General features: G+C 60.0%; 22 protein-coding genes. 11 read left to right on the top strand and 11 right to left on the bottom strand.

The window, feature by feature from the left end; translation table 11 throughout:
- The first annotated feature begins 14 nt into the window (after window positions 1-14).
- Window positions 15-935 (top strand): LysR family transcriptional regulator, encoded by a 921-nt coding sequence (locus EV561_RS14815; RefSeq protein ID WP_132522722.1) that lies wholly within the window; start codon window positions 15-17, stop codon window positions 933-935.
- Window positions 936-943: 8 nt separating this feature from the next.
- On the opposite strand, the gene EV561_RS14810 is transcribed toward EV561_RS14815, so the two are convergent.
- The 3 genes from EV561_RS14810 to EV561_RS14800 are packed head-to-tail and all read right to left on the bottom strand — an operon-like array spanning window position 944 to window position 3,626.
- Window positions 944-1,807 (bottom strand): alpha/beta hydrolase, encoded by an 864-nt coding sequence (locus EV561_RS14810; RefSeq protein ID WP_132522720.1) that lies wholly within the window; start codon window positions 1,805-1,807, stop codon window positions 944-946.
- A 21-nt stretch (window positions 1,808-1,828) separates the two neighbouring features.
- Window positions 1,829-2,506: an RraA family protein gene (locus EV561_RS14805; protein ID WP_132522718.1), complete on the bottom strand. Its 678-nt coding sequence runs from the start codon at window positions 2,504-2,506 to the stop codon at window positions 1,829-1,831.
- A 10-nt stretch (window positions 2,507-2,516) separates the two neighbouring features.
- Window positions 2,517-3,626: an alcohol dehydrogenase catalytic domain-containing protein gene (locus EV561_RS14800; protein ID WP_132522716.1), complete on the bottom strand. Its 1,110-nt coding sequence runs from the start codon at window positions 3,624-3,626 to the stop codon at window positions 2,517-2,519.
- A 165-nt stretch (window positions 3,627-3,791) separates the two neighbouring features.
- Here EV561_RS14800 and EV561_RS14795 point away from each other — a divergent pair, with 165 nt between their 5' ends.
- Window positions 3,792-4,088 carry a hypothetical protein gene (locus tag EV561_RS14795; protein ID WP_132522714.1) on the top strand — a complete coding sequence of 99 codons (297 nt, stop codon included), beginning with the start codon at window positions 3,792-3,794 and terminating at the stop codon, window positions 4,086-4,088.
- Between the two features lie 32 nt (window positions 4,089-4,120).
- Here the strand turns inward: EV561_RS14795 and EV561_RS14790 are convergent, their stop codons facing one another.
- From EV561_RS14790 to EV561_RS14775, 4 genes are all read right to left on the bottom strand, one after another.
- On the bottom strand, window positions 4,121-5,158 hold the full coding sequence (locus EV561_RS14790) for an amidohydrolase family protein (protein WP_132522712.1): 1,038 nt from the start codon (window positions 5,156-5,158) through the stop codon (window positions 4,121-4,123).
- Between the two features lie 60 nt (window positions 5,159-5,218).
- Window positions 5,219-6,085, bottom strand: coding sequence for a phosphate ABC transporter substrate-binding protein (locus tag EV561_RS14785; RefSeq protein WP_132522710.1), 867 nt, complete (start codon window positions 6,083-6,085; stop codon window positions 5,219-5,221).
- Between the two features lie 169 nt (window positions 6,086-6,254).
- Complete coding sequence (locus tag EV561_RS14780; protein ID WP_132522708.1) at window positions 6,255-6,794, bottom strand: chromate transporter; 540 nt, start codon at window positions 6,792-6,794, stop codon at window positions 6,255-6,257.
- An 8-nt stretch (window positions 6,795-6,802) separates the two neighbouring features.
- The gene (locus EV561_RS14775; protein WP_165927809.1) at window positions 6,803-7,378 is read right to left on the bottom strand and encodes a chromate transporter; all 576 of its coding nucleotides are present in this window, start codon (window positions 7,376-7,378) and stop codon (window positions 6,803-6,805) included.
- Between the two features lie 437 nt (window positions 7,379-7,815).
- Between EV561_RS14775 and EV561_RS14770 the strand changes: the two genes are divergently transcribed.
- From EV561_RS14770 to EV561_RS14740, 7 genes are all read left to right on the top strand, one after another.
- Complete coding sequence (locus EV561_RS14770) at window positions 7,816-9,333, top strand: tripartite tricarboxylate transporter permease (protein WP_132522704.1); 1,518 nt, start codon at window positions 7,816-7,818, stop codon at window positions 9,331-9,333.
- A complete protein-coding gene (locus EV561_RS14765; RefSeq protein ID WP_132522702.1) occupies window positions 9,330-9,890 on the top strand; it encodes a tripartite tricarboxylate transporter TctB family protein in 561 nt (186 codons plus the stop codon). The genes EV561_RS14770 and EV561_RS14765 overlap by 4 nt, the downstream gene beginning before the upstream one ends.
- Window positions 9,891-10,029: 139 nt before the next feature.
- Window positions 10,030-11,028: a tripartite tricarboxylate transporter substrate-binding protein gene (locus tag EV561_RS14760; RefSeq protein WP_245512688.1), complete on the top strand. Its 999-nt coding sequence runs from the start codon at window positions 10,030-10,032 to the stop codon at window positions 11,026-11,028.
- A 382-nt stretch (window positions 11,029-11,410) separates the two neighbouring features.
- Window positions 11,411-12,634 carry a hypothetical protein gene (locus EV561_RS14755; RefSeq protein WP_207910537.1) on the top strand — a complete coding sequence of 408 codons (1,224 nt, stop codon included), beginning with the start codon at window positions 11,411-11,413 and terminating at the stop codon, window positions 12,632-12,634.
- A 122-nt stretch (window positions 12,635-12,756) separates the two neighbouring features.
- Complete coding sequence (locus EV561_RS14750) at window positions 12,757-14,253, top strand: ethanolamine ammonia-lyase reactivating factor EutA (protein ID WP_245512687.1); 1,497 nt, start codon at window positions 12,757-12,759, stop codon at window positions 14,251-14,253.
- Between the two features lie 185 nt (window positions 14,254-14,438).
- Window positions 14,439-15,677 carry a cupin domain-containing protein gene (locus EV561_RS14745; RefSeq protein WP_132522699.1) on the top strand — a complete coding sequence of 413 codons (1,239 nt, stop codon included), beginning with the start codon at window positions 14,439-14,441 and terminating at the stop codon, window positions 15,675-15,677.
- 4 nt (window positions 15,678-15,681) lie between these two features.
- Window positions 15,682-17,199, top strand: coding sequence for an ethanolamine ammonia-lyase reactivating factor EutA (locus EV561_RS14740; protein ID WP_132522698.1), 1,518 nt, complete (start codon window positions 15,682-15,684; stop codon window positions 17,197-17,199).
- Between the two features lie 114 nt (window positions 17,200-17,313).
- Here EV561_RS14740 and EV561_RS14735 read toward each other — a convergent pair whose 3' ends face one another.
- From EV561_RS14735 to EV561_RS14725, 3 genes are all read right to left on the bottom strand, one after another.
- A complete protein-coding gene (locus EV561_RS14735; protein WP_149339873.1) occupies window positions 17,314-18,006 on the bottom strand; it encodes a class II aldolase/adducin family protein in 693 nt (230 codons plus the stop codon).
- A gap of 91 nt (window positions 18,007-18,097) precedes the next feature.
- Window positions 18,098-19,087, bottom strand: a complete 990-nt coding sequence (locus tag EV561_RS14730) for a PhnD/SsuA/transferrin family substrate-binding protein (protein WP_132522696.1) — start codon at window positions 19,085-19,087, stop codon at window positions 18,098-18,100.
- Between the two features lie 249 nt (window positions 19,088-19,336).
- The gene (locus EV561_RS14725; protein WP_132522695.1) at window positions 19,337-20,317 is read right to left on the bottom strand and encodes a LysR family transcriptional regulator; all 981 of its coding nucleotides are present in this window, start codon (window positions 20,315-20,317) and stop codon (window positions 19,337-19,339) included.
- 281 nt (window positions 20,318-20,598) lie between these two features.
- On the opposite strand from EV561_RS14725, the gene EV561_RS14720 reads away from it, so the two are divergent.
- Window positions 20,599-21,681 carry a porin gene (locus tag EV561_RS14720; protein ID WP_132522694.1) on the top strand — a complete coding sequence of 361 codons (1,083 nt, stop codon included), beginning with the start codon at window positions 20,599-20,601 and terminating at the stop codon, window positions 21,679-21,681.
- Between the two features lie 304 nt (window positions 21,682-21,985).
- A complete protein-coding gene (locus EV561_RS14715; RefSeq protein WP_245512670.1) occupies window positions 21,986-22,624 on the top strand; it encodes a YjbE family putative metal transport protein in 639 nt (212 codons plus the stop codon).
- Between the two features lie 430 nt (window positions 22,625-23,054).
- Here the strand turns inward: EV561_RS14715 and EV561_RS14710 are convergent, their stop codons facing one another.
- A complete protein-coding gene (locus EV561_RS14710; protein WP_132522692.1) occupies window positions 23,055-24,443 on the bottom strand; it encodes a DHA2 family efflux MFS transporter permease subunit in 1,389 nt (462 codons plus the stop codon).
- Window positions 24,444-24,637: the final 194 nt, after the last annotated feature.

Here is a 24,637-nt window from a genome sequence, read left to right as displayed (position 1 = left end):
TCTATTCTAACATAATGAAAAATATCAGCTTTCGACAGCTTAAAGCGCTGCTTGCCATCGAGGCGAGTGGTAAGGTCGTCGAAGCTGCCAAAGTGCTGGGCCTCACGGCACCGGCCGTAACCCTGCAGCTCAAGCAGGCTGAAGCTGAGGCCGGTGTCCAGCTCTTCGAGCGCAGTGCGCATGGTATGCGACCGACGGAAGCTGGACGCGCCGTTCTGGCGGCAGCCAGGGACATTGGGGAGCGGCTGCGACTTCTCGATATCGAGATCGATGCTTTCAAGGGGGTACGGCGCGGGCGCATCGCGATCGGTGCGGTATCGACGGTGCGCTATTTCGCAGAGCCCATGCTTGCGGCTTTTGCCGAAGCGTTCCCCGATGTCGATTGTGATTTCATCATCGACAGGTATGCCGAGACGATAGATCGGTTGAAAAACCGGACCATCGACATCGCCCTCGTGGGGCGACCGCCGCGTAGTTTGTCGGTACGGGCGACAACCTTTGGCGAGCATTTTCTTGTCGCCGTTGCTGCTCCCACCCATCCGCTTGCCCACCGTCGCGGCATTGCCAAGACGGATATTGCAGGCGAGCATTTCATCCTGCGGGGTGCCAGTTCGGGTATCCGCTTGTTCTTCGACCGGTTCATCGGCGATGCAGCGGTCCGCGCCGGCGCGACAACGACTGAAATGGAGTCGGTCGAGGATATAAAGCGGGCGGTCATGGCCGACTTTGGCCTGGCATTCCTCGCTGCGCACAGCGTTGCCGGCGAAGTGCAGGACGGCCGCCTTGCCATTCTCGACGTTGCCGGCCTGCCCATCAGGCGACAATGGTTCGCCATCAGCCGTGCAGACCGGGTGCTGACGCCTGTTATGAGAGCCTTTCAGGATTTTCTGACGAAGCAGGGCGCGAGCTTCCTGCCCGATGCCCCGCTTCATTGAATCGAGCCTTAGGCAGCCTTGGCGGACGCCTGCTGCAGGAATTCGATCACCTTGGCGTTGGTACTGACGGAATCCTGGGCGGAGACCGGCACATCCCAATATTGCGAACCGGGAATGCATTCCTGAAGATAGCGCGCAGCCGACGTGGCATGCGAGAAATCGGCGCCCGGGACAATCAGCGTGGGGATCTCGAGGCGGACCAGATCTTCCGGCTCGGCGCCCGGCGAGGTGTCGCGGTCAAGCAGCGTGCGCGGCATGCCAGCGATGATCGCCTTGTAGTGATCGACATTCTGGCTGATGTAGCGTTCAGCGAAATCGGCATCGTGGCGAAGGACCGATACCCATGGCCCGCCACGCGGATCGGCGCCGAAGGCCTTGTTGCTTTCCTTGGCGAGGGTAAGCACCGCTTCCAGCCCGTTTTGCTGGACGAAGGCCAGATGTTCGGCAAAGCGCTGGTGTCCGGTCATACGGTAGCGTGCGCCCCCGACGGGCCAGAACAGGACCTGGCTGAGGACGCGCTCAGGGCGCTCGACGCCGAAGCGCATGACGACGCTGCAGCCCATGCAGCCGCCCATGATATGCGCCTTCTCGATGCCGAGGTGGTCGAGCAGGCCGATACCCTGGTTGACATAGTCGGTCCAGGTCACGCGCTCGACGCGGCCGCCGGAAAGCCCAGTCTCGCGGCGGTCAAAGGTGATGCAGGTGAAGTGATCGGGCAGTTGGTCCAGGAACTTGATGTGCTGGTAGATGCCCTGCGTGCGCCATTTTTCGAGCGTCGCATCGAAGCCGCCAGGTGAATACATCAGAAGCGGCGGGCCGGAGCCCAGCACTTCATAACGCGTCGAAATACCGTCGATGATTGCTGTTGCCATCGTGATCTCCAGAATAAGGGTTCAGAGGCCTTCGCAGCCGAGCCGCTTCAGGCTTTCCTCGACCCAGAGCTTGGGATCGAGCTTGCCGGCAAGCGTGTTCGCTACGGTCTTGGCCTCGGCCTCGTTCTTCGCCTTGGCCTGTGCATAAAGTTCCTCGGTGCGGTCATAGGGCACGCAGAGCAGACCGTCATCATCGCCGATGATGAGGTCGCCCGGCTCGATCACCATGCCACCGAAGGAGATCGGCACATTGATCTCACCGGGACCGTCCTTATAGGGGCCGCGATGGGTGATGCCGGCTGCAAAGACCGGAAAATTGCCGGCCTTGATCCAGCCGTAGTCGCGCACCGCGCCGTTGATGACGACGCCGGTGACACCGACCATCATTGCATGCGAGAGCATCATCTCGCCGACCAGTGCATTGGTGAGGTCGCCACCGGCATCGACGACGATGACGTCACCCGGCTCTGCCATCAGCAGAGCCTTGTGGAGCATCAGGTTGTCGCCGGGACGGGTCTTCACGGTGAAGGCCGCGCCGGACATCTGGCCGCCGGCATGCAGCGGCCGCAGCGCCGGGCCGCCGGCCGTCATACGGGACATGACGTCGCTGACATTGGCGACCGGCAGGGTGCGATATTTCTCGATCGTTGCCGCATCGACGCGACGCGTGCGCGGAACGATCCTAAAACCGATAGTCATGAGGCTCTCCTTATTCCCAGGGCAGAAGCGAGGCGTGGATCACATCGGGAACGCCCTGGCCGCCGACGGACTTGATGGCGAGCGCCGCATCCTTCAGTCCGAAGCGGTGTGTCGTGATCTTTTCGAGCGGGAAGCGATTAGAAGCGATCTGCTCCAGCGCCAGCTCGCAAGCCCGGTAGCTGTGGCCGCGGGCGCTCTTGATGGTGATCGCCTTCGTTGTGACCTTTTCCAGCGGGAAGTTCGGGAACTCCTTCATTTCGCCCTGGACGAGGATCGTGCCGGCCTTGCGCACCAGTGCCTCAACGCCGAGCGTGATCGGGATCGTACCGGCACCTGCCGTGCAGTCGAGCGAGATGTCGACGCCCTTGCCGCCGGTGATTTCCATGATGCGGGCGAGCGGATCTTCCTTCTGCACATCGATGACGTAGTCGGCGCCGAGCTGCTTTGCGACTTCGAGACGCGCTGTATCCTTGGTCGTGCCGGTCACGATGATGAGCGCCGCGCCTGCCTGCTTGCAGATCACGGTCTGCGACAGGCCCTGCTGGCCCGGACCCTGGATGAGCACGGTCGAGTTATAGCCGACATTGGAATCGAAGAGCGACCATTCCACACCGTTCGCCATCGGCGTCACGAGGCCGGCGAGCTCCGGCGTAACGCCCTTGGGCACGCCATGCACGACGGCATTCCACGGCAGGTAGACATATTGTGCGAAACCGCCCCACAGATGCGGCGCGCGCTCGGCAGAGGTATAGCCGTAGCGAATGCTGTCCGGGTTGTTGCGCCAGTCGGTGTTCTCGCAATGGCGATACTGGCCGGCATGGCACCACTTGCACTTGCCGCACATGACATAATGTTCGACGAAGACGAGGTCGCCTTCCTTAAAACCCTTGCGGCGGGTGAATTCGCGGCCGGCCTTGGCGATGTAGCCGATATTCTCATGGCCCATGATGGTGGGTGCATTGTTCGGCGGCGTCTTGAAGAGCTTGACGTCGGTGCCACAGATGCCGGCGACTTCCATCTTCAGCAACGCGCCGTCTTCCGGCACGTCGGGCATCGGATATTCGCGGATTTCCATCTGGCTTGGTCCGGTACGAACCGCGGCGAGAACCTGTTCTGTCATGTCTTTCACTCCTTAGGGATTGGCTGGCATTGAAACCGTTTGGCTGTATGCGCGACCGGTCACCGTTGCTTTTCCGTGATCTGCTTTGACAAGCGCGGGACCCGCGCCCTATTTATTCCTCGACTTGGCGCCACACGGGCGCCGGCGTTTCCCCGGTTCGAAGCCATGCTCAAGACAGCCACCAGAAACACCGAACAGCTTGCAGCTATCCGCCGCCTGAAGGACTGGACGCGCGAGCGTTTTTCGCTCGGCGACGATGTCCCCGTCATGGTGTCCGAGCTCGCCTGCGGCATGCCGGGCTGCCCACCGCTGGAGACGGTGGTCACGTTCTGGACGACGCCTGAGACGCGGCATGTCTTCAAGGCATTCAAGCCTGTCGCCGAGACCACGCAGGACGACCTGCCTCCCTACTGGATGAAGAACGCGATCATTTCCGACAGCGACGACCTCTGCTGCTGCTAAGCGGAGGCTGGCGGGAGCCGGCAACGGGCGCATCATGCTTTGCCCGGTCGGCCGCGCTTTGCGAGCTGGGCGTCCAGCCGCGGATAGACCCGACGGGCATTGCCCTCGAAGATCTTGTAGCGGCTTGCCTCATCAAGCGTATCGAGTTGATCGATATAGCGCTTGGTGTCGTCGTAGTGGTGGCCGGTTTCAGGATCGATGCCCTTGACCGCACCGAGCATCTCCGACGCGAAAAGGATGTTGTCGACCGGCACGACCTTCGCCATCAGTTCGATGCCGGGATAGTGATAGACACAGGTGTCGAAGAACACGTTTTTGAGCAGGTGGTCGGCAAGCAGCGGCTTCTTCATTTCCTGCGCGAGGCCGCGATAGCGACCCCAATGGAAGGGAACAGCGCCGCCGCCGTGCGGAATAACGAATTTCAGCATCGGGAAATCCCGGAACAGATCGCCCTGCAGCAGCTGCATGAAGGCGGTGGTATCGCCATTGATATAATGTGCGCCGGTGTGATGGAAATTCGGATTGCACGACGAGGTGACGTGAATCATCGCCGGGACTTCCAGCTCGCAAAGCACCTCATAGATCGGATACCACTGGCGGTCGGTCAGCGGCGGATCGGTCCAGTAGCCGCCTGATGGATCCGGATTGAGGTTGACGCCGACGAAATCGAGTTCGGTGACGATGCGGCGCAATTCGGGAATGCAGTTCTTGGGCGGGGCGCCGGGATGCTGAGGCAATTGGCCGACAGCGGCAAAATTGTCCGGCAATAGCTTGCAGATGCGGTGGATCAGGTCGTTGGACATGGCCGACCATTGCATGCTGATCGCCTCGGTGCCGACATGATGGGCCATGCCGGCGGCGCGTGGCGAGAAGATGGTCAGGTCGCTGCCGCGTTCCTGCTGGAATTTGAGCTGCGGCGCCACCGATTCACGCAGCATGTCTTCGGATATGCCGAGATCGCTGGTGGTCGGGCGCCGCATGGGGTCGGCCAGCCCGGCAAGCTGCTTGTCACGGAACTGGTGAAGCGCCTGCGGTTCTGTCGTGTAATGTCCGTGGATATCGATGATCATGATGGGATGCCTTTGCATTCGAGGCGCGGATCGTCAGACCCACGCTGTGATGTCGTGATCTCAGATCGGATGGAAAAGCTCGCTGACGTCGTAGACGCGCGGCGTAATCAATTGCTGGGCGGAGAAATCGAAGGCGAGCTGAAGGGAACGACGATTGGCTTCCAGCCCATAGGCCGGCGGTGCGGCGGCGCCATCCGCTTCGGCAATGCGGCGGGCTTCGTCGAACATCTCCATCAGCTCCTGGGCCAGCCAGGGATGGGCTTCCAGGATGGGGGTCCGCACGGTCAGGATATGATTGATCGGATAGATGCCGGTGCGGGCTATCCATGCCTTGGCGGCCGTTTCCGCCTCCGGGATTACGGAGCGGATGCCTGATGGATCGACCTCGCGCTCGCCCATGATCGCCGAAAGCTCGCCCGCCCTCATCAGCTGGCGCAGACCGGAAGACGACTGGTTTCGCACGGCGATGGCCGGATCGTCGTATTCCTCCAGATGCGCATCCTCCATGGTGAGCCAGATGATGCTGTTGAGGTCGACGCCATATTCGGATTGAAGCACGCCGCGCACCCAGACGCCGGAGGTCTGTGCATAGGCGCGCACGCCGACCTTGCTGCCCTGCAGATCCAATGGCCCGGCAATGCTCGAATCGGCGGGACTGACGAGATTGGTGTGCGGCAGCCTGCTCCAGAGGGGAATGGCTATGCCGGTGATCGGCTTGCCGTAGTGGTGCGCAAGCAGATGCGTGACGACAGCCATTTCGGAGACGTCCAGTTCGTCGCCGCGCACCATGGTGCGAAATGCCTTGGGAAGCGGCTCGTAGTCGCGGAATTCCAGGCTTACGCGCTCGGAGCGAACGCGACCGTCTCTCAATGGCTGAACATGAGCGTGCTTTCCGACGGAAGTCCGCAGGACCAACGGGTCTGTCATATTGATTTACCTCCTCCGAGCGTCAATGTTCTTCTATGTAGAACGACGTTCTCCTATGGAGTATAATAACGCGAAATGACAGCCGGTCAATTCGGGTCCGGCGATTTTTCGATGAGAGGGGTTTGCGGCTGTCGTGCGAGGTCGCGGCTGGCGGATGGAACCCGAGAAATCAGGCCATGCCGCCGAGAGCCAGAAGAAAGTAGAGGACGGCAGCCGCCGCCAGCAGAGGGTAGGCGCCGATCTTGCTGCGGAACAGGACCGCCGTTCCCACTCCCACCGTGGCCATGTCGATCAAGGTAAGACCGGCGGCCACCGAGACGGCAAAAGCGCCGGCGAAGATCAGGCCGGCGGCCACTGGGGCCAGCCCACGCTCGACGGCAACTGCCCATGCCGCGTGGCGATGGCGTTGCCAGATACTGCCGAAGATGCAAACGACGGCGGAGGACGGAACGAAGATGGCGAGCATTGCGGCGAGCGCGCCGAGGATGCCGGCGATATGCCAGCCGATCAATACGACGATCAATGTTCCAGGTCCGGGCGCCGCCCGTGAAATGGCATAGTAGTCGGTAAATTCACGGGCAGTCAGAATGTGCTGAATGTCGACGGTCTGATGCTGCAGTCCGGCGATGATCGATTGCCCGCCGCCGAAGGAGACCAGCGAAAGCGGTACACAGAGGAGCACGAGGTTCAGAAGCTTTCCGTCAGCCATGATCGCACTCAGCTCCTTGCCTGCAGGAAGGCCGCCGCGATGCTGACGGGAATGGCGACGGCGACTACGGGAATAAGCGGCCAGTGCAGCGGTCCGACCATGACAAAGACCGAGAGAGCAATGGCGATTGAAGCGGTTTCCCTCCGCAGCCGTTTGGCGGTCTTTATCCCCATTGCCAGCGTCGAGGCGATGCCGATGCAGGCAAAGCCACGCAGGACGGCGTGGGTTTCGGCATAAGGACTGAGCTGAACATAGACGAGACGGATCAGCAGGATGGCAACGAATGCGGGTGCGATCATGCCAACGAAGGCAATTGCCGCGCCGACGACACCTCTGAGCTTCAGGCCGATATAGACTGCAAGATTGACCGGGTTGGCACCGGGAAGGATTTGCGCAATCGTCAGCGTCTTCAGGAAATTGTCTTCATCGAGCCACTGCCGGCGCTCGACGATCTCGCGATGCGTCCATCCCGACATGCCGCCGCCGAACGAAGAGGTGCCAAGGCGCAAAAACGAGGCGAGCAGCGCCTGCAGCCGCACGTGCGGAGGCGATATTGCAATTCTGTCGTCGACTGGCTTGTCCATTACGATTCCTGCTGAAAAAGGCACTCCGAAGCGGACGATTTGACCGGCGCATCGGGCCAATGGCGGAATGCTATTCTGGCTCCATGGGAAGTCCATGGCATTTCGGCTTAGTTTGGAATTAAGAAAAACTTACTGCGCCAGCAGGGCGATCTCCTCTCCGTTGCGCGAAATATCAAAATTATTACAGCAGGTTGGCGCGATGCGATGGATGCTGAGTGGCTATCTTCCGCGTGCCTCTAATGCGAGCCAGCGTAAAAACTGTTGGACTAAGCATAAATTTTTGCTTTGGACAAAATTTCGAGGCGTGCCTCAAATGACGAGAGGGTGTCGGAGGACATGACGCTCGCAATATCGCCATCTGAGTTGCGTGGGAGCGCCGCGGTATTGCGAGGGCGGACAGCCTTTGCTGCCCGAAATTGGGAGGATCGGAATCTGAAATGATTGGAACTATGTTCGGGGCGCTCTACGGTCTGGTGAGCTCTCCCCACATCATGGGACTGATGTTGATCGCAGTCTTCTTCGGGCTGCTGGTCGGCGTCACCCCTGGAATCGGGGGCAAGCTGTCGATTGCCATGGCCATACCGTTCGTCTACGGCATGGATACGGTTTCCGGCTGCGTCTTCCTGTTGACGATGCATGCCGTAAACGGCACCAGCGGCCAGATATCGAGCATCATGTTCGGCATTCCCGGTGATGGCGACGATGCGGCGACCACGCTTGACGGCTATCCACTCGCAAAGCAGGGACAAGCCGCGAGGGCTCTCGGCGCCAGTATTACTGCATCAGGCGTCGGCGGCATCATTGGCGCAATCGTTTTTGCGATCATGATCCCGGTTCTCGAACCTGTCATCATGATGTTCAGTCCGGCGGAATTTTTCCTGATCGCCCTGCTCGGCATCAGCTTCATTGCTTTCCTTTCAAGCGGCGACAAGATCGTCAAAGGCCTGATCGTCGGCTTCTACGGATTGATGCTGTCGACCATCGGCATGGACTCCATCACCGGTACGCCGCGTTACGCCGGCCACATGCTGTTCCTGTGGGACGGCGTCAGCCTCGTGACCGCAGTGCTTGCCATGTTCGCCGTGCCGGAAATGATTTCGCTCAGCACAAAGGGCGGCTCGATCTCGGCCGTGCCGATGGACAAGGGCTTCTCATACCAGCAGCTCCTGTCGGGCGTCATGGAAGTGCCGCGCAACTGGTGGCTGGTCGTGCGTACATCTATTATCGGCGCCATTATCGGCATGATCCCGGGCCTCGGCGGCTCGACGGCAGCCTGGCTGTGTTACGGTCATGCGGTGCAGAGCTCCAAGCATCCGGAGCGTTTCGGCAAGGGAGCGATCGAAGGCGTTATTGCGCCGGAAACCGCCAGCAACGCCAAGGAAGGCGGTTCGCTGCTTCCGACCCTGTTCTTCGGCATTCCCGGCAGTTCCGGCATGGCCGTGCTGCTCGGCGCTTTCCTGATCCTCGGCGTCCAGCCGGGTGCCCTGATGGTGACCAAGCATCTTGATCTCGTGTGGACGCTGATCTGGGCCCTGGTCGTCGGCAATCTCATCGCCGTCAGCCTGCTCCTCGTCATCTGCCGCTGGGTTGCGGTCCTGACCTTCGTCGATGGCCGTGTGCTGGTGCCGTTCATTCTCGTCTTTGTTTCGCTGGGCTGCTTCGTCAGTGATTTCCAGTGGCAGAATCTCGTCGTTCTCGTCGTCTTCAGCGCCATCGGCTATGGCTTCCTGAGAGCGGATTGGCCGCGTGCACCCTTCGTCATCGGGCTGGTGCTCGGCGGCAAGGCGGAGGCGTCGCTGCATCAGGCGTTGCAGCTTTGGGGTTTCAGCTTCTTCCTGCGTCCCATGTCGCTCGTCCTGATCGCGATGATCGTCGGCCTGATTGCCTATGCGTTCTACAAGAATTTCCGGTCGACCAGCTCCAACGCTGCGTCTCGCATGGAGGTCAGCTCATGACCCTGAAAAACATCAGCTTCAGCACTTTTCTCACCGCCGTCATGCTTGTGATTTTCTCGGTTATGGTCGGTTTGGCCTTCGGCTTTCCCGCCAAGGCGCGATTCATGCCGCTGATCGTCGGCATACCAGGCATGGCGCTCTGTCTTCTTCAGCTCGGTATGGACCTGTATTCGCACAAGGCGTCGTCTTCCCATGGCCGACACCATCATGTGCCGACGCAGGCTCCGGCGGCTGCGGCAGCATTGGCTGTCCAGGAGGCTGATCCGGAGCTTCCGGAGTTCGGGCCGCATACGGTGCCGCAGGAAATGGCCATGTGGGGCTATTTCATCAGCTTCATCGTCGCGATCCTTCTTTTCGGCTTCTATGTCAGCGCACCGATCATGCTGGCAGCGACCCTGCGCACCCAGGCAAAGAAGAGTTGGAAATTCTCGCTGCTCTTGGCCGTGATTGCGACTGCGGTGCTTTACCTGGTGTTCGGCGCGTTTCTCGGCATCGAACTGCATGAGGGCTTCGCGACGAAATGGCTCATGCAACGCTTCCAGAATGGAGCGCTCTGAGCGGTCTTCCGGCTTCAACCGGCTGCGCCCGGAGTGTTCCGGGCAACGATACGACAATGAGCGGGTCGGCATGAATGCCTCAGAGGAAGGCAAGCCCACCCGTATTTTCCGACAACACGAGGGAGGACTGCAATTGACTATGAAATCACTTCGCACGGCGGTGTTGGCGATCGCCGCCCTGGCCGGCGCCTGGGCAGGCGCTGCCAGGGCCGATGACGGCCCCGGCTTCTTCAAAGGCAAGACTGTCAATTATATTGTCGCGACCGGTCCCGGCGGCGGTTACGATACCAACGGCCGCCTGATCGCCCAGTTCATGCAGAAGCATCTTCCGGGCTCGACCTTTGTCGTGCAGAACATGCCCGGTGCGGGTCATCTGATCGGCGCGAACTTCATCTACGCTTCCGATCCGGATGGATTGACCTTCGGCACCTTCAACACCGGGCTGGTCTACGGACAGCTGGCTGGCAATCCGGGTATCAGGTTTGACCTGACGAAGATGTCGTGGATCGGCAGCTTTTCCTCCGATCCGCGCGTGATCGTCGTCTCCAAGGATTCCGGCATCAATAGCTATGACGACCTGAAGAATCTCAAGGAGCCGATCAAGTTTGCCTCCGCGGGCGTCGGCAGCGCCTCGACCACCGAGACGACCATGCTGATCAAGGCGCTCGGTCTGAAGATCGAGATCGTTTCGGGCTATAACGGCAGCGATGATCAGCTCGCCATGCGCCGCGGCGAGGTTCAGGGCATTATCGCCTCGCGCTCCAGCTTCCAGCCTTTCGTTGATGCCGGAAACGGCAAGATGATCGCTCAGATCGGCGGGTTAGATACGGATGTGCCGCAACTGTCGTCGCTTGTCGACAACGATGCCGCCAAGAAGGTCATTGCCCTGGTTCAGTCCCAGAGCGACATTTCGCGCTTGACGGCCGGGCCGCCGGATATGCCTGCCGACCGTCTGAAGACACTGCGCGACGCCTATGCGGCAGCAGTCTCTGACCCGGAATTCCTTGCCAAGACCAAAGAGCTGGGACTGCCGGTCGATCCGAAGGTCGGCGACAGCGTGAGCGGCTTGGTCAAGCGGGCAATGGACCAAACGCCGGAGATCGTCAGTTTTCTGAAGGAGTCCCTTCAGGACCAATAGGCAAGCCGCTTTCGCCATCGGACGCCACCCAATGTGGCGTCCGATGGCGCTAGGACATTCGATTGCGTAAGGGCGACGGTCGAGGAGGACCACAAATGAGGGTCGGAGTGGTCGGAACTGGCGAGATGAGGTTCGCCGTGGTGGCCCGGCATATGTTCGATAAGGGGTACCTGATCTCAGCTTTCGATATGAATCCGTTGCCGCGCACAGAGGGCGGGCTCGCGTGAGAGGACCTGCCACATTCCTGCCGGCCTCCCGTTTCACGCCCGCGCATGCGTTCGGACCGCTCCGGAAAATGCGTATCCGCTCAGCGGCGAGGTGTTGCCCGTGTTTTCCGCCTCCATCCGCATCATTCAATCATTAGCCACCAGAAAGTAGACCGATGGCCAGTACAGACCAGCTAGTCCAGAGTAACGACCCGACGCCGGTGCCGGATCCGGACAACAAGAAATTCCTCGTCGACCCCTATGCCGACTGGTCGGGCGGCGAGGGTATCCCGGTGCATTTTGACTATGGCCACGATCTTCTGGCCCTCGAAACCGCGGCATGGGATCGCTATGACGCGCGCGGCTGCTTCGCCCATACCGTCGGCATGGGCGATTTCATGGCCAATTACGTCATCGAGGTTCTGCCGGGCAAGAAGACCAGGCCCGTCAAGCATTTGTACGAAGCGTTCTTCTACGTGCTGTCCGGTTACGGCTCGACGACCGTTTGGCTTCCCAACGGTGAAACGCGGACATTCGAATGGGGTCCCAAGGCACTTTTCGCCATCCCGCTCAACTGCGAGTACCAGTTCCACAACGGCTCGGGCCAGGAAACGGTCCGGCTTTCGTGCACCAACGATGCGCCGCTGACCATCAATCTCTACCATAACCTCGATTTCGTCTTCGCCAACAACTTCGCCTTTGAGGATCGGCTCGGCGGATCGCGCTATTTCGAAGGCGATGGTGCGCTGTACACCTATGGCGGGGCGTCCGTTCGCAAGGTACAGAACGTCTGGGAAACCAATTTCGTCCATGACCTGACAGGCTTCAAGCTCTACGAGTTCGAAGGTCGCGGGAAGGGATCGCTCAACGTCAATTTCGTGCTTGCCGATGGCACCATGCACTCGCATGTCTCGCAGATGCCGGTTGGCCGCTACAAGAAGGCGCATCGTCATGCTGCCGGCACGCACGTTCATGCAGTCGACGGCGAAGGCTATTCGCTGATGTGGTACGAGGGCGATTCCGAATTCAAGGAAATCCCATGGCGTCATGGTTTCATGTACACGCCGCCCTTCTGGATGTACCATCAGCACTTTAATACTTGCGATCAGCCGGCGCGTTATGTTGCCTGCAGTCTCGGTAGCCGCCGCTACCCTTTCATCTCGCTTCGTCGCAAGAGCGCCGAAGGCGGTGGTGCCACTTCGGTCAAGGATGGCGGACGCCAGATCGAGTACGAGGATCAGGATCCGCGCGTTCATCGCAAGTTCCTGGAGGAACTGCAGAAGACGGGCGTTCCCTCGGCCATGGGCGATGTCTTCGACGAGCCCGCTATCCTCGCGATCCCGAAGGAGCAGCTGACAGGGGTTATCCAGACGCCGATTCTCGCAGGTCCCGCGACCTGAGATCGACCCATTGAGATGCAAACGTCCCGTGCGTCGTCGCGCGGGGCGTTTGCCTTTTTCATCGTCCGCGATGGATATGAAGGCAGCAGACTTGCAAGTAAGGAGGTACCTACGTGCACGATATGGATCTGGACCACGAACATGAGGACATGACCGAGGAGGAGCGGCAGACGATTTCCGACTGGCTCTGGCGGCAGGAGACGGTCGAGCTTCTGACTGTTGGCATCGATATCGGCAGCTCCACCTCTCACCTGTTGTTTGCGCGCGTGACGCTGCAGCGCGAAACCGAGGAACTGTCCAGCCGCTTCGTCGTGATCGATCGTCAGATCGTCTGGCGTTCTCCCATCCTGCTGACGCCTTTCTTGCCTGATGGCACCATCGATGCACATGAGCTGCGGCACTTTTTCCAGCACTGCTATCACGATGCCGGTTTCAAACGCAGCCATATCGATACAGGCGCCGTCATCCTGACCGGCGAGGCGATCAAGCGGAAGAATGCCCGCGCGATCGACGAAATCTTCGCCAGCGAATCCGGCCGCTTTGTCTGCGCGACCGCGGGTCACAAGCTGGAATGCATGCTGGCCGCCCATGGGTCGGGAGCGACGGCGCTTTCGAAAAAGCGAAAGGGGCGTGGTCTGCACGTCGATATCGGCGGCGGCACGACGAAGCTTGCCATGATCGAGAACGGCGAAATCGCCAGCGTTGCCGCCTTTGCTGTCGGCGGGCGTCTGGTCGCGCAAGACAAGAACGGAGTGTGGACGCGTGTCGACGATTCCGCGCGGATGGTCGCCGAGGAACTCGGCATTTCCATCGATCCGGGTACGCTTGCCGATCCTTCCGCCCGCCGGGCGATCGCCAGGCGTCTTGCCGCCGTGGCCGTAGACGAGATACTCGGCGCTCCGCTGGACGAGCTTGGCCGGCGGCTGGAGCTGACCGAACCGCTCGAACGCAAGGGCGCACCCGATTACATCACGTTTTCGGGCGGCGTCTCCGAATATATCTTCAACTACGAACAGGCCGAGCACGGCGATATCGCCCAGCTCCTGGCGCGTGAAATCGTCGAGCAGCTGAAGCCGCGCATCACCATTCCGATCGTCGATGCCGGTCAACGCATCCGCGCCACTGTCATCGGTGCCTCGCAGTTCACTGTGCAGGTGAGCGGAAAGACGGTCTATCGACGCGGATCGAAGGGGCTGCCTTCGCACAATATTCCGGTCATCCATCTGGGCATGCCTCTTGAAGAAGAGATCGACGTGCAGGCGGTGGCTGAAGCTTTTCGCGCGGGTATCGACCGGCAGGATCGCGGTATCGCAGAGCCCCTGGCGCTTGCCTTCGCATGGACCGGCCTGCCGGACTATCAGCGCCTGCTGGCGATGGCAAAAGCCATCAAGCTTGCCCTGGCTCCTGAGGGCCAGCGCGAGGAACTCCTGGTGTTGATGATCGATGGCGATATCGGCCAAACCATTGGGCGCATCCTGGATCGCGAACTAAGTCTCGGCACGAATCTCATTTCTATCGACGGGGTCCAGCTGAAGGATCTCGATTTCGTGGATCTCGGCGAATTTATCGATCCGCCGGGGGTCATTCCCGTCGTCATCAAGTCATTGTTGTTCTCGTGAGCGACGGAAAGACTGTGTTGCCGGAATGGGCCTACCGCCGCGTTGATTTGCGAGGGCGCTCGCTGTAATTTCAAGACAAGAACAATGTTCCTTATGAAGGAACGTTTTTAAATCGCATTCCAGGGGAGGAGCGGTGCAGTTCGGCGATTGCGATTGCCCGCCCCGTATTGAAGAGGAGTATCTATATGCATCAGGATCCACTTGGCGGCGGCACGGGCACGCACTGGCATGAGCCGGCAGGCACGAAGAAGGCAGGCTTCGGCGAGTTCAAGAAGCAGCCGACCCCCTATGACCAGTTCATGGAAGAAGAGGGTATTCCGGTCTTCCGCGATCTCGGCGTCGACAGCGTCAAGAACCTGCCGCTGAAACCCTGGAAGCGCACCGGCGGCCGCGGCACCTATATCCAGCTTTACGGAACGGAAACCAAGTGGGGCTGCCACCTCGTCGAGGTTCCGGCCGCAGGCGCGCTCAATCCTGAAAAGCATATGTACGAGGAAATCTACCTCGTCGTCGAAGGCCGTGGCTCGACCGAAGTTTGGATCGAAGGCGAAGGCAAGAAGCACATCTTCGAATGGCAGGAAGGATCGATGTTCTCAATCCCGATGAACGCCATGCACCGCATCGTCAACGCCACCAACAGCCCGGCGCTTCTGCTCGGCGGCACGACTGCCCCGAACGTGCTGAACCAGATCCAGAACGTCGATGCCGTCTTCAGCAATCCCTTCATTTTCCGCGACCGCTTCTCCGGCGCAGATGACTTCTACAAGTATCGCGAAGAGATCGAGCCGGATCCGGTGCGCGGCCTTGCCATGCGCCGCACCAATTTCATGCCTGATGCCGTCAACTGCGAGCTGCCGCTCGACAACCGTCGTTCGGTCGGCTATCGCCGCGTCGAGCCCTTCATGACCAACAACGCCTTCTACTACTGGATCGGCCAGCACGAGAACGGCCGTTACTCCAAGGCGCATGCGCATACTTCGGCCGCAATCCTGATCTGCCTCAAGGGTCAGGGCTATACCTATACCTGGCCGGAAGAATGCGGTGTCAATCCGTGGGCGAACGGCCATGCCGACCGCGTCCGCCGTCTCGACTACGGTCAGTACGGCATGGTCACGGCGGCTCCGGGCGGCGCACGCTGGTATCACCAGCATTTCAGCGTCTCCAAGGAGCCATTCCGTCTGACGGCTTGGTTCGGCCCGCACAATCCGGGTCGCGATCCCGGTGCGCCTGGCGAGAAGCACACGGACTACACCGCGATCGATGTCAACGAAGGCGGCACTGCGATCCCGTACTGGATGGAAGATCCGCATATCCGCGAGGAATATGAGGCGCTTCTGAACAAGAACGGCGTCGAGGTCCGCATGAAGCCGGAATGGTACGAAAAGCCGTCCGACACGACCAAGAAGCTGTCGACCGTCGTCTGATCCAATGGCCGATGACGAGGAAGAACAGGGCGGCCGGATATTCTTCTCGAATATCGGCCGCAGCATGGAAGTCGAAGACGAAATCGTGCTGGTCAGCGTCGGCATCGATATCGGGTCTTCGACCTCCCATCTCGCCTTTTCACGTATCGTGCTGGAGCGGCTCGATACGCGTTACATGGTCGTCGAACGCACGCTGCTGCATCAGTCCGACGTGCTGCTGACACCCTATCGCGGCGAGGACGAGATCGATGCCGACGTGCTCGGCGCCTTCATCAAGGCGCAATATGACGCGGCCGGCATCACGCCTGAAACGATCGATACCGGTGCGCTTATCCTCACCGGCGTTGCCGTCCGGCGCAGCAATGCGCGGGCGATCGGCGAGATCTTCTCCGAACAGACCGGCAAGTTCGTTGTCGTCAGCGCCGGCGATGGGCTGGAGACGACGCTTGCCGCCTTCGGCTCGGGGGCGGTGGCGCGCTCGGGAGAAACGGGAGCCACCGTTCTCAACGTCGATATCGGCGGCGGCACGTCCAAACTTGCGCGCTGCGCCAATGGCGCCATCCGCAATATTTCCGCGATTGACATCGGCGCCCGTATCGTTGCATTCGACGCCGATCGCAGGATCACCCGCATCGAGGAGGCCGGTCGCTATTTTGCCCATCGGGCCGGCATCGTCCTCGAACGCGGGAGCGTGCTGTCACAGCGGGATGCGCGCAAGCTTGCGGCATGCATGGTCGACCAGCTCTTCGAGGCGATGACCGGCGGCGAGATGCCGAAGGAAACGCTCGATCTGCATCGCCTGCCGCCGCTGCCGTCTGCTCCCGCGCCCGACATTGTGACGATCTCAGGCGGTGTTTCGGAATTCTTCTACGGCGAGACGCAGGAGGAGTTCAGCGATCTCGGTCCGCTTCTGGCGGAGGCGTTGCGTGAGAAATTGCGCCAATGGCCGCCGCGTCTGGAACGTCCGGCGCAGGGCATCCGGGCGACCGTTGTCGGGGCATCGCAATACACCGTGCAGGTCAGCGGCAGCACGATCTTCGTGCATCCGCTTTCGCTATTGCCTGTCAAAAACGTCCCCGTCATCAAGCCGGAACTCTCCTTCGACGAGGTGATAGATCCTAGCGATGTGGCCGCAAAGGTCAAAGCCGGCCTGGCACGGCTTGATCTTGCGGCAGGCGAAAGCCCAGTCGCGCTCTGCTACGAATGGCAGGGGTCGGCCAGCTATCGTCGGCTCGACGATTTTTGCCGTGGCGTGATTGATGGATTGTCCGATGTTCTCGGCAAGGGCCATCCGCTGATCCTCGTCGGTGACGGCGATGTCGGCGGTCTCGTCGGGATGCATTGCAAGGCGGAAGCCGGCGTCGCCAATCTCGTCTCCATCGACGGCATCAAGCTCGATGAATTCGATTTCATCGACATTGGCGGCATGCTGGAAACCTCGGGCGCCGTGCCCGTTGTCATCAAGTCCCTGGTCTTCCCGACCAAGGAACTCGGCCGGGCGGGAATGGCCGAACGGAATTGAACCATCCGGTTGGCGCGATCCGCAAGGCGGATCGAGATCGAAATGCTCCGGACCTTCAATCCCAGGGAGCAGCAGGACACCATCCTCCTGGTCCCTGGGAGGATGGTGCGCCCCTCAGCCGCGCTTCAGCCGACGGACCAGATAGGCGAAGGTCGCCTTGAACATTTCCTCGCGGAACATGTGCTTGCGCTTTGCCTTGATATCTTCCGGCTTGCCCAGCGCCTTGGCGCCTCCGGCTGCCTCGACCCATAGCTGCATCATGCAGGCGTTTTCGAGGGAAAGCGCCAGATAGATCGCCTGCTCGATGCTGGGGGCGGCCGTGACGATGCCGTGATTTTGCAAAAGCATGGCGCCATATTCACCGAGTGCTGCAGCGACCGCACGTCCGCGTTCTGCCGTAGTGATGAGTTCGGTCGTCTCGGCAAACACCGGCAGGCCCTCCGCGAAGATCGAGCCGGGGTGGCCGATCGGCTGCAGCGGCTTTCCGAGCGCGGAAAAGCTGACGGAATAGGGCGCGTGGGTATGCACCACCGCGTTGATGTCCGGCCGGGCGCGCAGGACCTCGGAATGGATATAGACCTCGTTGTGGCGCCCGTGGTCTCCCTCGATCTTTTCGCCGTCGAGGCCGACGGTGATGATGTTGTCGAGGGTCATCTCTTCCAGCCCGATCTTCGACGCCTTCATGTAGAAGCGATCCGGCTGATCGGGGACGCGTACGGAAATATGGCCGCGTGTCCAGTCGCCCTGGCCGGCCTGTTCCAAGATTCGGCCAGCCTCGATCATTCTCTGCTTCAGGTCGTCATGCATCTGCTTTCGCTCCCCCATGCCCTCGCAATGGAAAGTAGTTTCGCTCCAGGCCGGTTTAAAATCGGCCTTCCCATTCGCCGCGTCGCAGTCGCTACACACGATGCTTGTCCCCGCGCTTTCGGCCCTGCGACATGTCCAGGAAAAGTTCGGAAAGCGTCACCTGGCGGTCGATCAGCCCTTGCTGATGGGCGTAGCCGATGACCGTTTCCAGCGTCTTTCGATTCTGTCCCTCAACTCCGTAGGCCCAGGGATCGTCGCCCATGATCTGCTGCTGTTCCTCCCACGCTTCGCGATACCAGGCGAGCGGCACGAGGCGGGGATTCTCCATGCGCTTCATGGCGATGCGCTTGGCCTCGTTGAAAGCATGATAGAGATTGATCGGAACCCAGGGATGGCGCTCGACGATCTCCGGACGGATGCCGAGCACATGCATGATCGGGAAGATGCCTGTGCGCTCGTAATAGGCGATCTCCTCCCGCTTGTAGTCGGGAAAGAGGCGGCCGACGCGCGGGTCGCGCTTCAGGATCGGCTCGATCAGATCCGGGTGCAGCAAGGCGTCGATCTCTCCGTCCAGCAGCATCTGCTCAACCGATTTGTCGTCAGGCAGACGATGCAGCCGCAATCCCTCCGGCGGCTTGAAGTCGACGTCTTCGTCGAGTTCGGCATACCAGTCGATGGATTGATGCGGAACGCCGTATTCGCTTTCGAGAAGTCCGCGCTGCCACAGCGTTGCCGTTACCAGATAGCTTTTCACGCCAACCTTGCGGCCGATCAGGTCCTTCGGCTCGCGGATTCCGCTCGCCGAATTGACGAAGATGAAGCCGTGTCTGAAACGCCGGTGCAGGAAGACGGGAATGGCAGAAAAAGGCATCCCGCGCGTCTTGGCGGCCATATAAGACGACAGGGATACCTCTGCTATGTCGAACTCGCCGTTTCTGAGAAACCGCCAGTGCCTTGTCGTGGAATCCATCTGCGTGAGGATCGTCAATTCGATGCCATCCGGGGAGACCGTGCCCTCAAGCAAAGGCCGCACGATCTCGTAATCACCGCAGGCGAGCGTGAGCTCGATTTTTTTCGTCAAGATATTCCTCCCGCAGCTTCGTCCGCCGCGCTTTCTTTTCCGAACGCACCATGCGCCAAAGCGCGATCTCCTGTCCAGCGTTTTTGAAGATATCCTGCATTGTGAGATTTATTTTCTATCTGCATCATTCCGGCGGTGCGCATTCTCCTGCATGCATGAAGATGCCGTGGCCCATGCCAGCTCACGCCGACAGGCTGATGGGCGTATTTATTAGAATTCAGTTCCCGGCTGTTCCCGGCAGGGCCGCAGCTAGGAGGCGCTGTCCTTGCCGTGGACCGATTCGGCGAGACGGGTTTCGAGGATTGCCAGGAAGGCGCGCAATTTCTTCGGCACGAACCGGCTGCGCGGATAAAATGCCTTGATAACGCGGTGAGAAACGATCTCGCCGGCGAAAAGCGAGATCAGGGAGCCGGAACGCAGTTCGTTCATGACGCTGTAAAACGGCAGGCGGGCGACACCCGAGCCGCGAATTGCGGCAAGGAGAATGGTGCTTTCCAAATTGGAGTGGAACGTTCCCTCCACACGGACCGCGATCTCTTCACCGTCGATTCGTGCAGCCCAATGACGCGGGTTAGGCTTCTGTGTCGTGTGGATCAGACAATTGTGCTGTGCCAGATCCCGAAAGTCTTCCGGCCGCGGGTGCCTTTCGAGATAGGCTGGCGCGGCGCAGATGACATAGGGGGCCGGTCCCAGCTTGCGCTCGAACAGGCCGCTGTGGAAGGATTCGTCATCATCGAAATTTCGGCTGCCGACCACGACGTCGACACCACGCTCCATCAGGCTGGCGGAATTGGCGCTGATGGTCAGGTCGACCGTGACTGAAGGATATTCCGCGATGAAATCGACGATCGCCGGGCTGACCAGAGCCTGCCCGACGCCGGGTGTGCTATGCACGCGCAATGTGCCGGCGAGATCGTCGCTCAGCCCGACGGCGTCGGCTTTGGCGGCTTCCAATTCCTTCAGGATACGCACGCAATGGTCGAAAAAGACGCTACCTGCGTCTGTCAAAAAGACATGATGGGTAGAGCGGTGCAGCAGTGTCAGGCTGAGCGCGTTTTCGAGCTGGGTGATGTGCTTGCTCATGTAGGACGGCGACTTGCCGAACAGCTTGGCCGCAGTCGTGAAGCTGCCGTGCTGCACCACTCGCGAAAAGATCACGATGTCGTTGAGATCGAGCCCGTCAAAACTCGATCGTGTAATGTTGGGAGCCTGAGTCATCACCATCGTCATCGCATAACCCGGCCCCTCCTGTAAATTGTCAAGCTAAGATGGGGCTAGTCGGAATAACGATGCGGCTCCACTTCTACGCGGCTCAGTATTGGTTGGGGATTTGACTTTGCCGTCAAACCATCCGCTACGGTCTGACACCCCTTTAAATTTCGTCAAGACCATTTTGCTGAACGCGATATTGCGTCCGGCGGCCGCAGCATCACAAATTCGTGACGCAGGAGGAGGGGTAGGGAAGGCCGGTTTGAGGCAGGCTTCCTGTACCCCGTTTTTAGGGGATAATCATGACATTAAGACGACTTCTATTGAGCGCGGCTGCGTATGGCGTGGCTGCTTCCGGGGCCTTTGCGGCTGACGCGATCGTCGCAGCATCGCCGGAACCGCTCGAATATGTCCGCATTTGTGATGCGTTCGGCAAAGGCTATTTCTTCATTCCGGGCACGGACACCTGTCTGAATATCGGCGGTCGTGCCCGAAGCGAAGGAGAGTGGAAGGATGCCTATAATCCCGATAGCCGTATCGGAACATTCTGGCATACGCGCGCCGAACTTTACTTCAATACCGCGACGGACACCGAATATGGTGCCTTGAAGACCAATACCGAGCTTCGCTGGGATACCCAGGGGGACGGCAGCGTCAAGATGAAGCTGCGCGCGGCCAATATCAGCCTGGGCGGCTTCCTGGTCGGCAAGCTGGATTCGCAATACAATCTCTACACGGGCTTCGCCGGGAACGTCATCAACGATGACGTCGTCTATGACGGCCCGAAAGAGCTGAACCAGATGACCTACAGGTTTGATGCCAACGGTTTCTCGGCGGTGATCTCGCTCGAAGATTCCAATAGCTCCGCCGACAGTGATTCTTTTGATGGAGCGTGGCAGACGGGGAAAGAAAATCACTACGCCCCGGATGTCGTCGCCGGCGCAGGCTACAAGAGTGGCGCCTGGAGCCTCAAGGTGGTCGGCGGTTATGATTCGATCGTCGAGGAAGGCGCGATCAAGGCGCGCGTCGATGCCGACTTCGATGATTTCCAGGCGTTCGTCATGGGCGGCTGGAATACGGACGGCGACAAGATGAACAAGTATGCCGCCACCTATCTTGATCCCTCCGCATGCCCTAACAACGGCGCCGACTGCGGCTGGGGAGACTGGGCTCTGTGGTCCGGCTTCAGCTATCAGCTGACGCCGAAGCTGCAGACCAACTGGCAGGTGGCCTACACCGACTCGAAGATCTTCGCCGCCACGGCTGACCTTGCCTTCCGGCCGGTCAAGGCTCTGACGATCGAACCGGAAATCAGCTACACTCGCTGGGAAGATGCCGACGCCGATACATGGGCCGGCATATTGCGGTTCGACCGCAAGTTCTAAGGCAACATCAGCAATCCCTCATATCGATACCAAAGCTCGTCTTGCGGCTGCCGCCGGACGGGATGGCGTCGATGAACCCTATATCCCGCCGATCGCTGATCGGCGGGATATGCAAATCGTCCGGAACGGAGCGCTCAGCGCGGCGATGTGTCGGACGGATCGATCAAGACTGTTTTGCCGAACGCAAGGTTGCGTTGCGGCAGGGCAAGGCGGCAAATTTGCCTGATGGCAAGCGTGGCTGGATCGGAGGAGAGCGAGTTTCCAGGCGCCGCTTCAATAGCATTGTGGGATGGAGCATAAGATAGTGCCTGCTTATCTGGATCACGCGACGATCTCGGCCTATTTCGAAGTGGTCATGATCAACCTCCTGTTGTCAGGAGACAACGTCATCGTCATCGGAATGGCGGCGGCGGGCCTTGCAGCGGACGTGCGCGGCAAGGCAATCGCGATCGGCATCGCAGCTGCAGCGGTTATCCGCATTTTGTTTGCCGTTATCGCGGCAAAGCTGCTGATGGTAACAGGCATCACTCTTGCCGGCGGGCTCATGCTCCTCTGGATCTGCTGGACGATGTTCCGCGAATTGGTCGGTGAGAACGAGGTCGAAATCCACGCTGACGGTTCGGCAGGCGTGCGGCATGCCGCCGGCCATCCCAAGCGCTTTCAGCAGGCAATAGGCCAGATCATTTTCGCCGATGTGTCGATGTCGCTGGACAACGTGCTCGCGGTCGCCGGCGCGGCCAAGGAAAACATGAATGCCCTGGTCTTTGGCCTCGTCCTATCAGTGGTGCTGATGGGAGCCGCATCCTCGCTCGTAGCGAAATTGCTCAACCGTTTCAAATGGATCGGCTGGGTCGGCCTTGCGATCATCGTCTACGTGGCGCTCGACATGGTGGTAAATGGCAGCGAGCAGTTGATGGCGGCGTATCATATAGCCGGCGCCTGACTGCAGGAAGACGGCTTCGATTTTTTGGGCGGATGATGTGGAGGAACATGATCCGCCGATTGCGAGTGACGGGGGGGACGATGATGACCGAGTACAATCATAAGGATGCTTCCATTCCGGCTCCGGCAGGGCCGAGAGATGGCGGATCGACCATCAGGGTCGGTGAAAGCCTTGTATCAGGATATGGCGTTCCCTCAATCCGTGGTGGTCGGTGCCGGAGAGCTACTGGCCATTTTGAGGCGGAGCTCTCGCTCGTCAAGGCCAGACAGGCCAAGGCGGGACGAACCATGAATTTCGTACGACACGTCGGAACCGTTCTGTAAGCCGCGGAGAACATTTCCAGACTCGCACTCCGCGTTCCCGCACAAGGCGGGATGTTTCGCCCCTGCGGGCAGCTGAGGCAACCGGCTCTATAATCCCTCAACTTCCGTCAGGCTGGCTTCGGCTCCTTTGCGCGACCTGCGAGCACGTCGCCTGCACCTGCCGGCAATTGGAAGAAGGAAAGGCTGGAGGAAGCCGAAACCAGGGCCACGATCAGGAATGAGATCAAAAAGGCATGGTTCGTCAAAGCGGTAGACGTTGGAGAGAAGAACTGCAGCAGCGAGGCAGCCGTTGCCACTCCGACGCTCTGGGAAATGCGTTGCGCCATTTGCGATAAGGTCGTCGCGTGGCTCATTTCCGCTTCACTGACCTCGGCAAAGGCCAGGGTGTTGATGCTGGTGAATTCCAGCGCGCGGAAGACGCCGCCCAGCATGATGATGACCACCATGACGGCCGGCGCGGTGCTGGAGGTGAAACTGCCGCAAAGAGCCATGGAAAGACTGGAAATCAGTGCATTCCAGAACAGGATCCTGCGAAATCCGAAACGGCGCAGAATGCGCTTCGTCACGGTTCGCATGCCGAATGCGCCGATCGACGATACGAAGGTGATGGCTCCTGATTGCAGCGGTGAATATCCGAAGACTTCCTGCATCAATAGCGGCAGCATGAAGGGTAATGCGCCAAAGCCAAGCCGAAACAGGGATCCGCCGAGCAGGCTGGTGCGGAATGTCGCATGCCTGAAGAGCTTGAGATCGAGGATGGGATCCGGCCGGCGACGGGCGTGGAGGATATAGAAACCGAGGATCGCTACTCCTATGCCGGCAAGCAGCATCGCGCTGCTGCTAAGCCCGTGCGATGCGGAATCAAGACCGGAGATAAGCGCGCCGATGCCCAGGGCCGAGAGCACGAAGCCGGTCATGTCGAAGCGCGGCCGTTCAACCGGCGGGATTTCCTTGATGAAGAGAAGCGTTAGGATGATGCCGATGATGCCGACCGGCAGGTTGATCCAGAAGATCCAGCGCCAGGAACTGACACTGGTGATGAAGCCGCCGAGCAGCGGGCCAACCGTCGGACCGACGACCGCCGGCATGCTCATCATGACCATGGCCGAAACGAGTTCCGCCTTGGGGACCGAGCGCACGAGGATCAGGCGCGCAGTCGGCAGCATCAAGGCGCCGCCAAAGCCCTGAAGGAGGCGGGCAAGCACTAGCATGGTGAGGCTCGTCGAGGCCGCGCAGAACAGCGAGGCAAGCGTGAAAATCCCGATCGCTGAGCAGAAGACCCGGCGCGCACCGAAGCGATCCGCAAGCCAACCACTGATAGGCAGGAAGATGCCGAGCGATAGAAGATAGATCGTGATCGTGGAATGGAGATTGACCGGCGGCACCCCGAGAGCATTTGCCATCGATGGCAGCGCTGTCGCGACGGCGGTGGAATCGATCTGCTGCATGATGAGTGCGCAGGCAACGATCAGGGGGACGCTTTTTTCCAATTTCATTTTGTTTTCAGGACTGCAGGACTTGCGTCTATACAATAGCTGGAAGGCGACCCTGGATAGAAATATCCGTGCGCCTGATGAGCGATAGATAAGGTGATGCCATGGGCGCAATCGACCACGGAGCCTCGCTATCTACAGACAGAACAGGGCTGACTGCAATACGCTGGTTTTTGGCCAAAGGCAGAATGGCGCTT

This window comes from Rhizobium sp. BK376, from assembly GCF_004341625.1.
Classification (GTDB): domain Bacteria; phylum Pseudomonadota; class Alphaproteobacteria; order Rhizobiales; family Rhizobiaceae; genus Rhizobium.
The sequence above is the reverse complement of the archived record's forward strand: the minus strand, read 5'-3'. Positions and strand labels throughout refer to the sequence as shown.

Bases quoted from the DNA above. Each gene is read 5' to 3' on its own strand.
- EV561_RS14815 (WP_132522722.1), top strand. From the start codon at position 15: ATGAAAAATATCAGCTTTCGACAGCTTAAAGCGCTGCTTGCCATCGAG.
- EV561_RS14810 (WP_132522720.1), bottom strand. From the start codon at position 1,807: ATGGCAACAGCAATCATCGACGGTATTTCGACGCGTTATGAAGTGCTG.
- EV561_RS14805 (WP_132522718.1), bottom strand. From the start codon at position 2,506: ATGACTATCGGTTTTAGGATCGTTCCGCGCACGCGTCGCGTCGATGCG.
- EV561_RS14800 (WP_132522716.1), bottom strand. From the start codon at position 3,626: ATGACAGAACAGGTTCTCGCCGCGGTTCGTACCGGACCAAGCCAGATG.
- EV561_RS14795 (WP_132522714.1), top strand. From the start codon at position 3,792: ATGCTCAAGACAGCCACCAGAAACACCGAACAGCTTGCAGCTATCCGC.
- EV561_RS14790 (WP_132522712.1), bottom strand. From the start codon at position 5,158: ATGATCATCGATATCCACGGACATTACACGACAGAACCGCAGGCGCTT.
- EV561_RS14785 (WP_132522710.1), bottom strand. From the start codon at position 6,085: ATGACAGACCCGTTGGTCCTGCGGACTTCCGTCGGAAAGCACGCTCAT.
- EV561_RS14780 (WP_132522708.1), bottom strand. From the start codon at position 6,794: ATGGCTGACGGAAAGCTTCTGAACCTCGTGCTCCTCTGTGTACCGCTT.
- EV561_RS14775 (WP_165927809.1), bottom strand. From the start codon at position 7,378: ATGGACAAGCCAGTCGACGACAGAATTGCAATATCGCCTCCGCACGTG.
- EV561_RS14770 (WP_132522704.1), top strand. From the start codon at position 7,816: ATGATTGGAACTATGTTCGGGGCGCTCTACGGTCTGGTGAGCTCTCCC.
- EV561_RS14765 (WP_132522702.1), top strand. From the start codon at position 9,330: ATGACCCTGAAAAACATCAGCTTCAGCACTTTTCTCACCGCCGTCATG.
- EV561_RS14760 (WP_245512688.1), top strand. From the start codon at position 10,030: ATGAAATCACTTCGCACGGCGGTGTTGGCGATCGCCGCCCTGGCCGGC.
- EV561_RS14755 (WP_207910537.1), top strand. From the start codon at position 11,411: ATGGCCAGTACAGACCAGCTAGTCCAGAGTAACGACCCGACGCCGGTG.
- EV561_RS14750 (WP_245512687.1), top strand. From the start codon at position 12,757: ATGGATCTGGACCACGAACATGAGGACATGACCGAGGAGGAGCGGCAG.
- EV561_RS14745 (WP_132522699.1), top strand. From the start codon at position 14,439: ATGCATCAGGATCCACTTGGCGGCGGCACGGGCACGCACTGGCATGAG.
- EV561_RS14740 (WP_132522698.1), top strand. From the start codon at position 15,682: ATGGCCGATGACGAGGAAGAACAGGGCGGCCGGATATTCTTCTCGAAT.
- EV561_RS14735 (WP_149339873.1), bottom strand. From the start codon at position 18,006: ATGCATGACGACCTGAAGCAGAGAATGATCGAGGCTGGCCGAATCTTG.
- EV561_RS14725 (WP_132522695.1), bottom strand. From the start codon at position 20,317: ATGACGATGGTGATGACTCAGGCTCCCAACATTACACGATCGAGTTTT.
- EV561_RS14720 (WP_132522694.1), top strand. From the start codon at position 20,599: ATGACATTAAGACGACTTCTATTGAGCGCGGCTGCGTATGGCGTGGCT.
- EV561_RS14710 (WP_132522692.1), bottom strand. From the start codon at position 24,443: ATGAAATTGGAAAAAAGCGTCCCCCTGATCGTTGCCTGCGCACTCATC.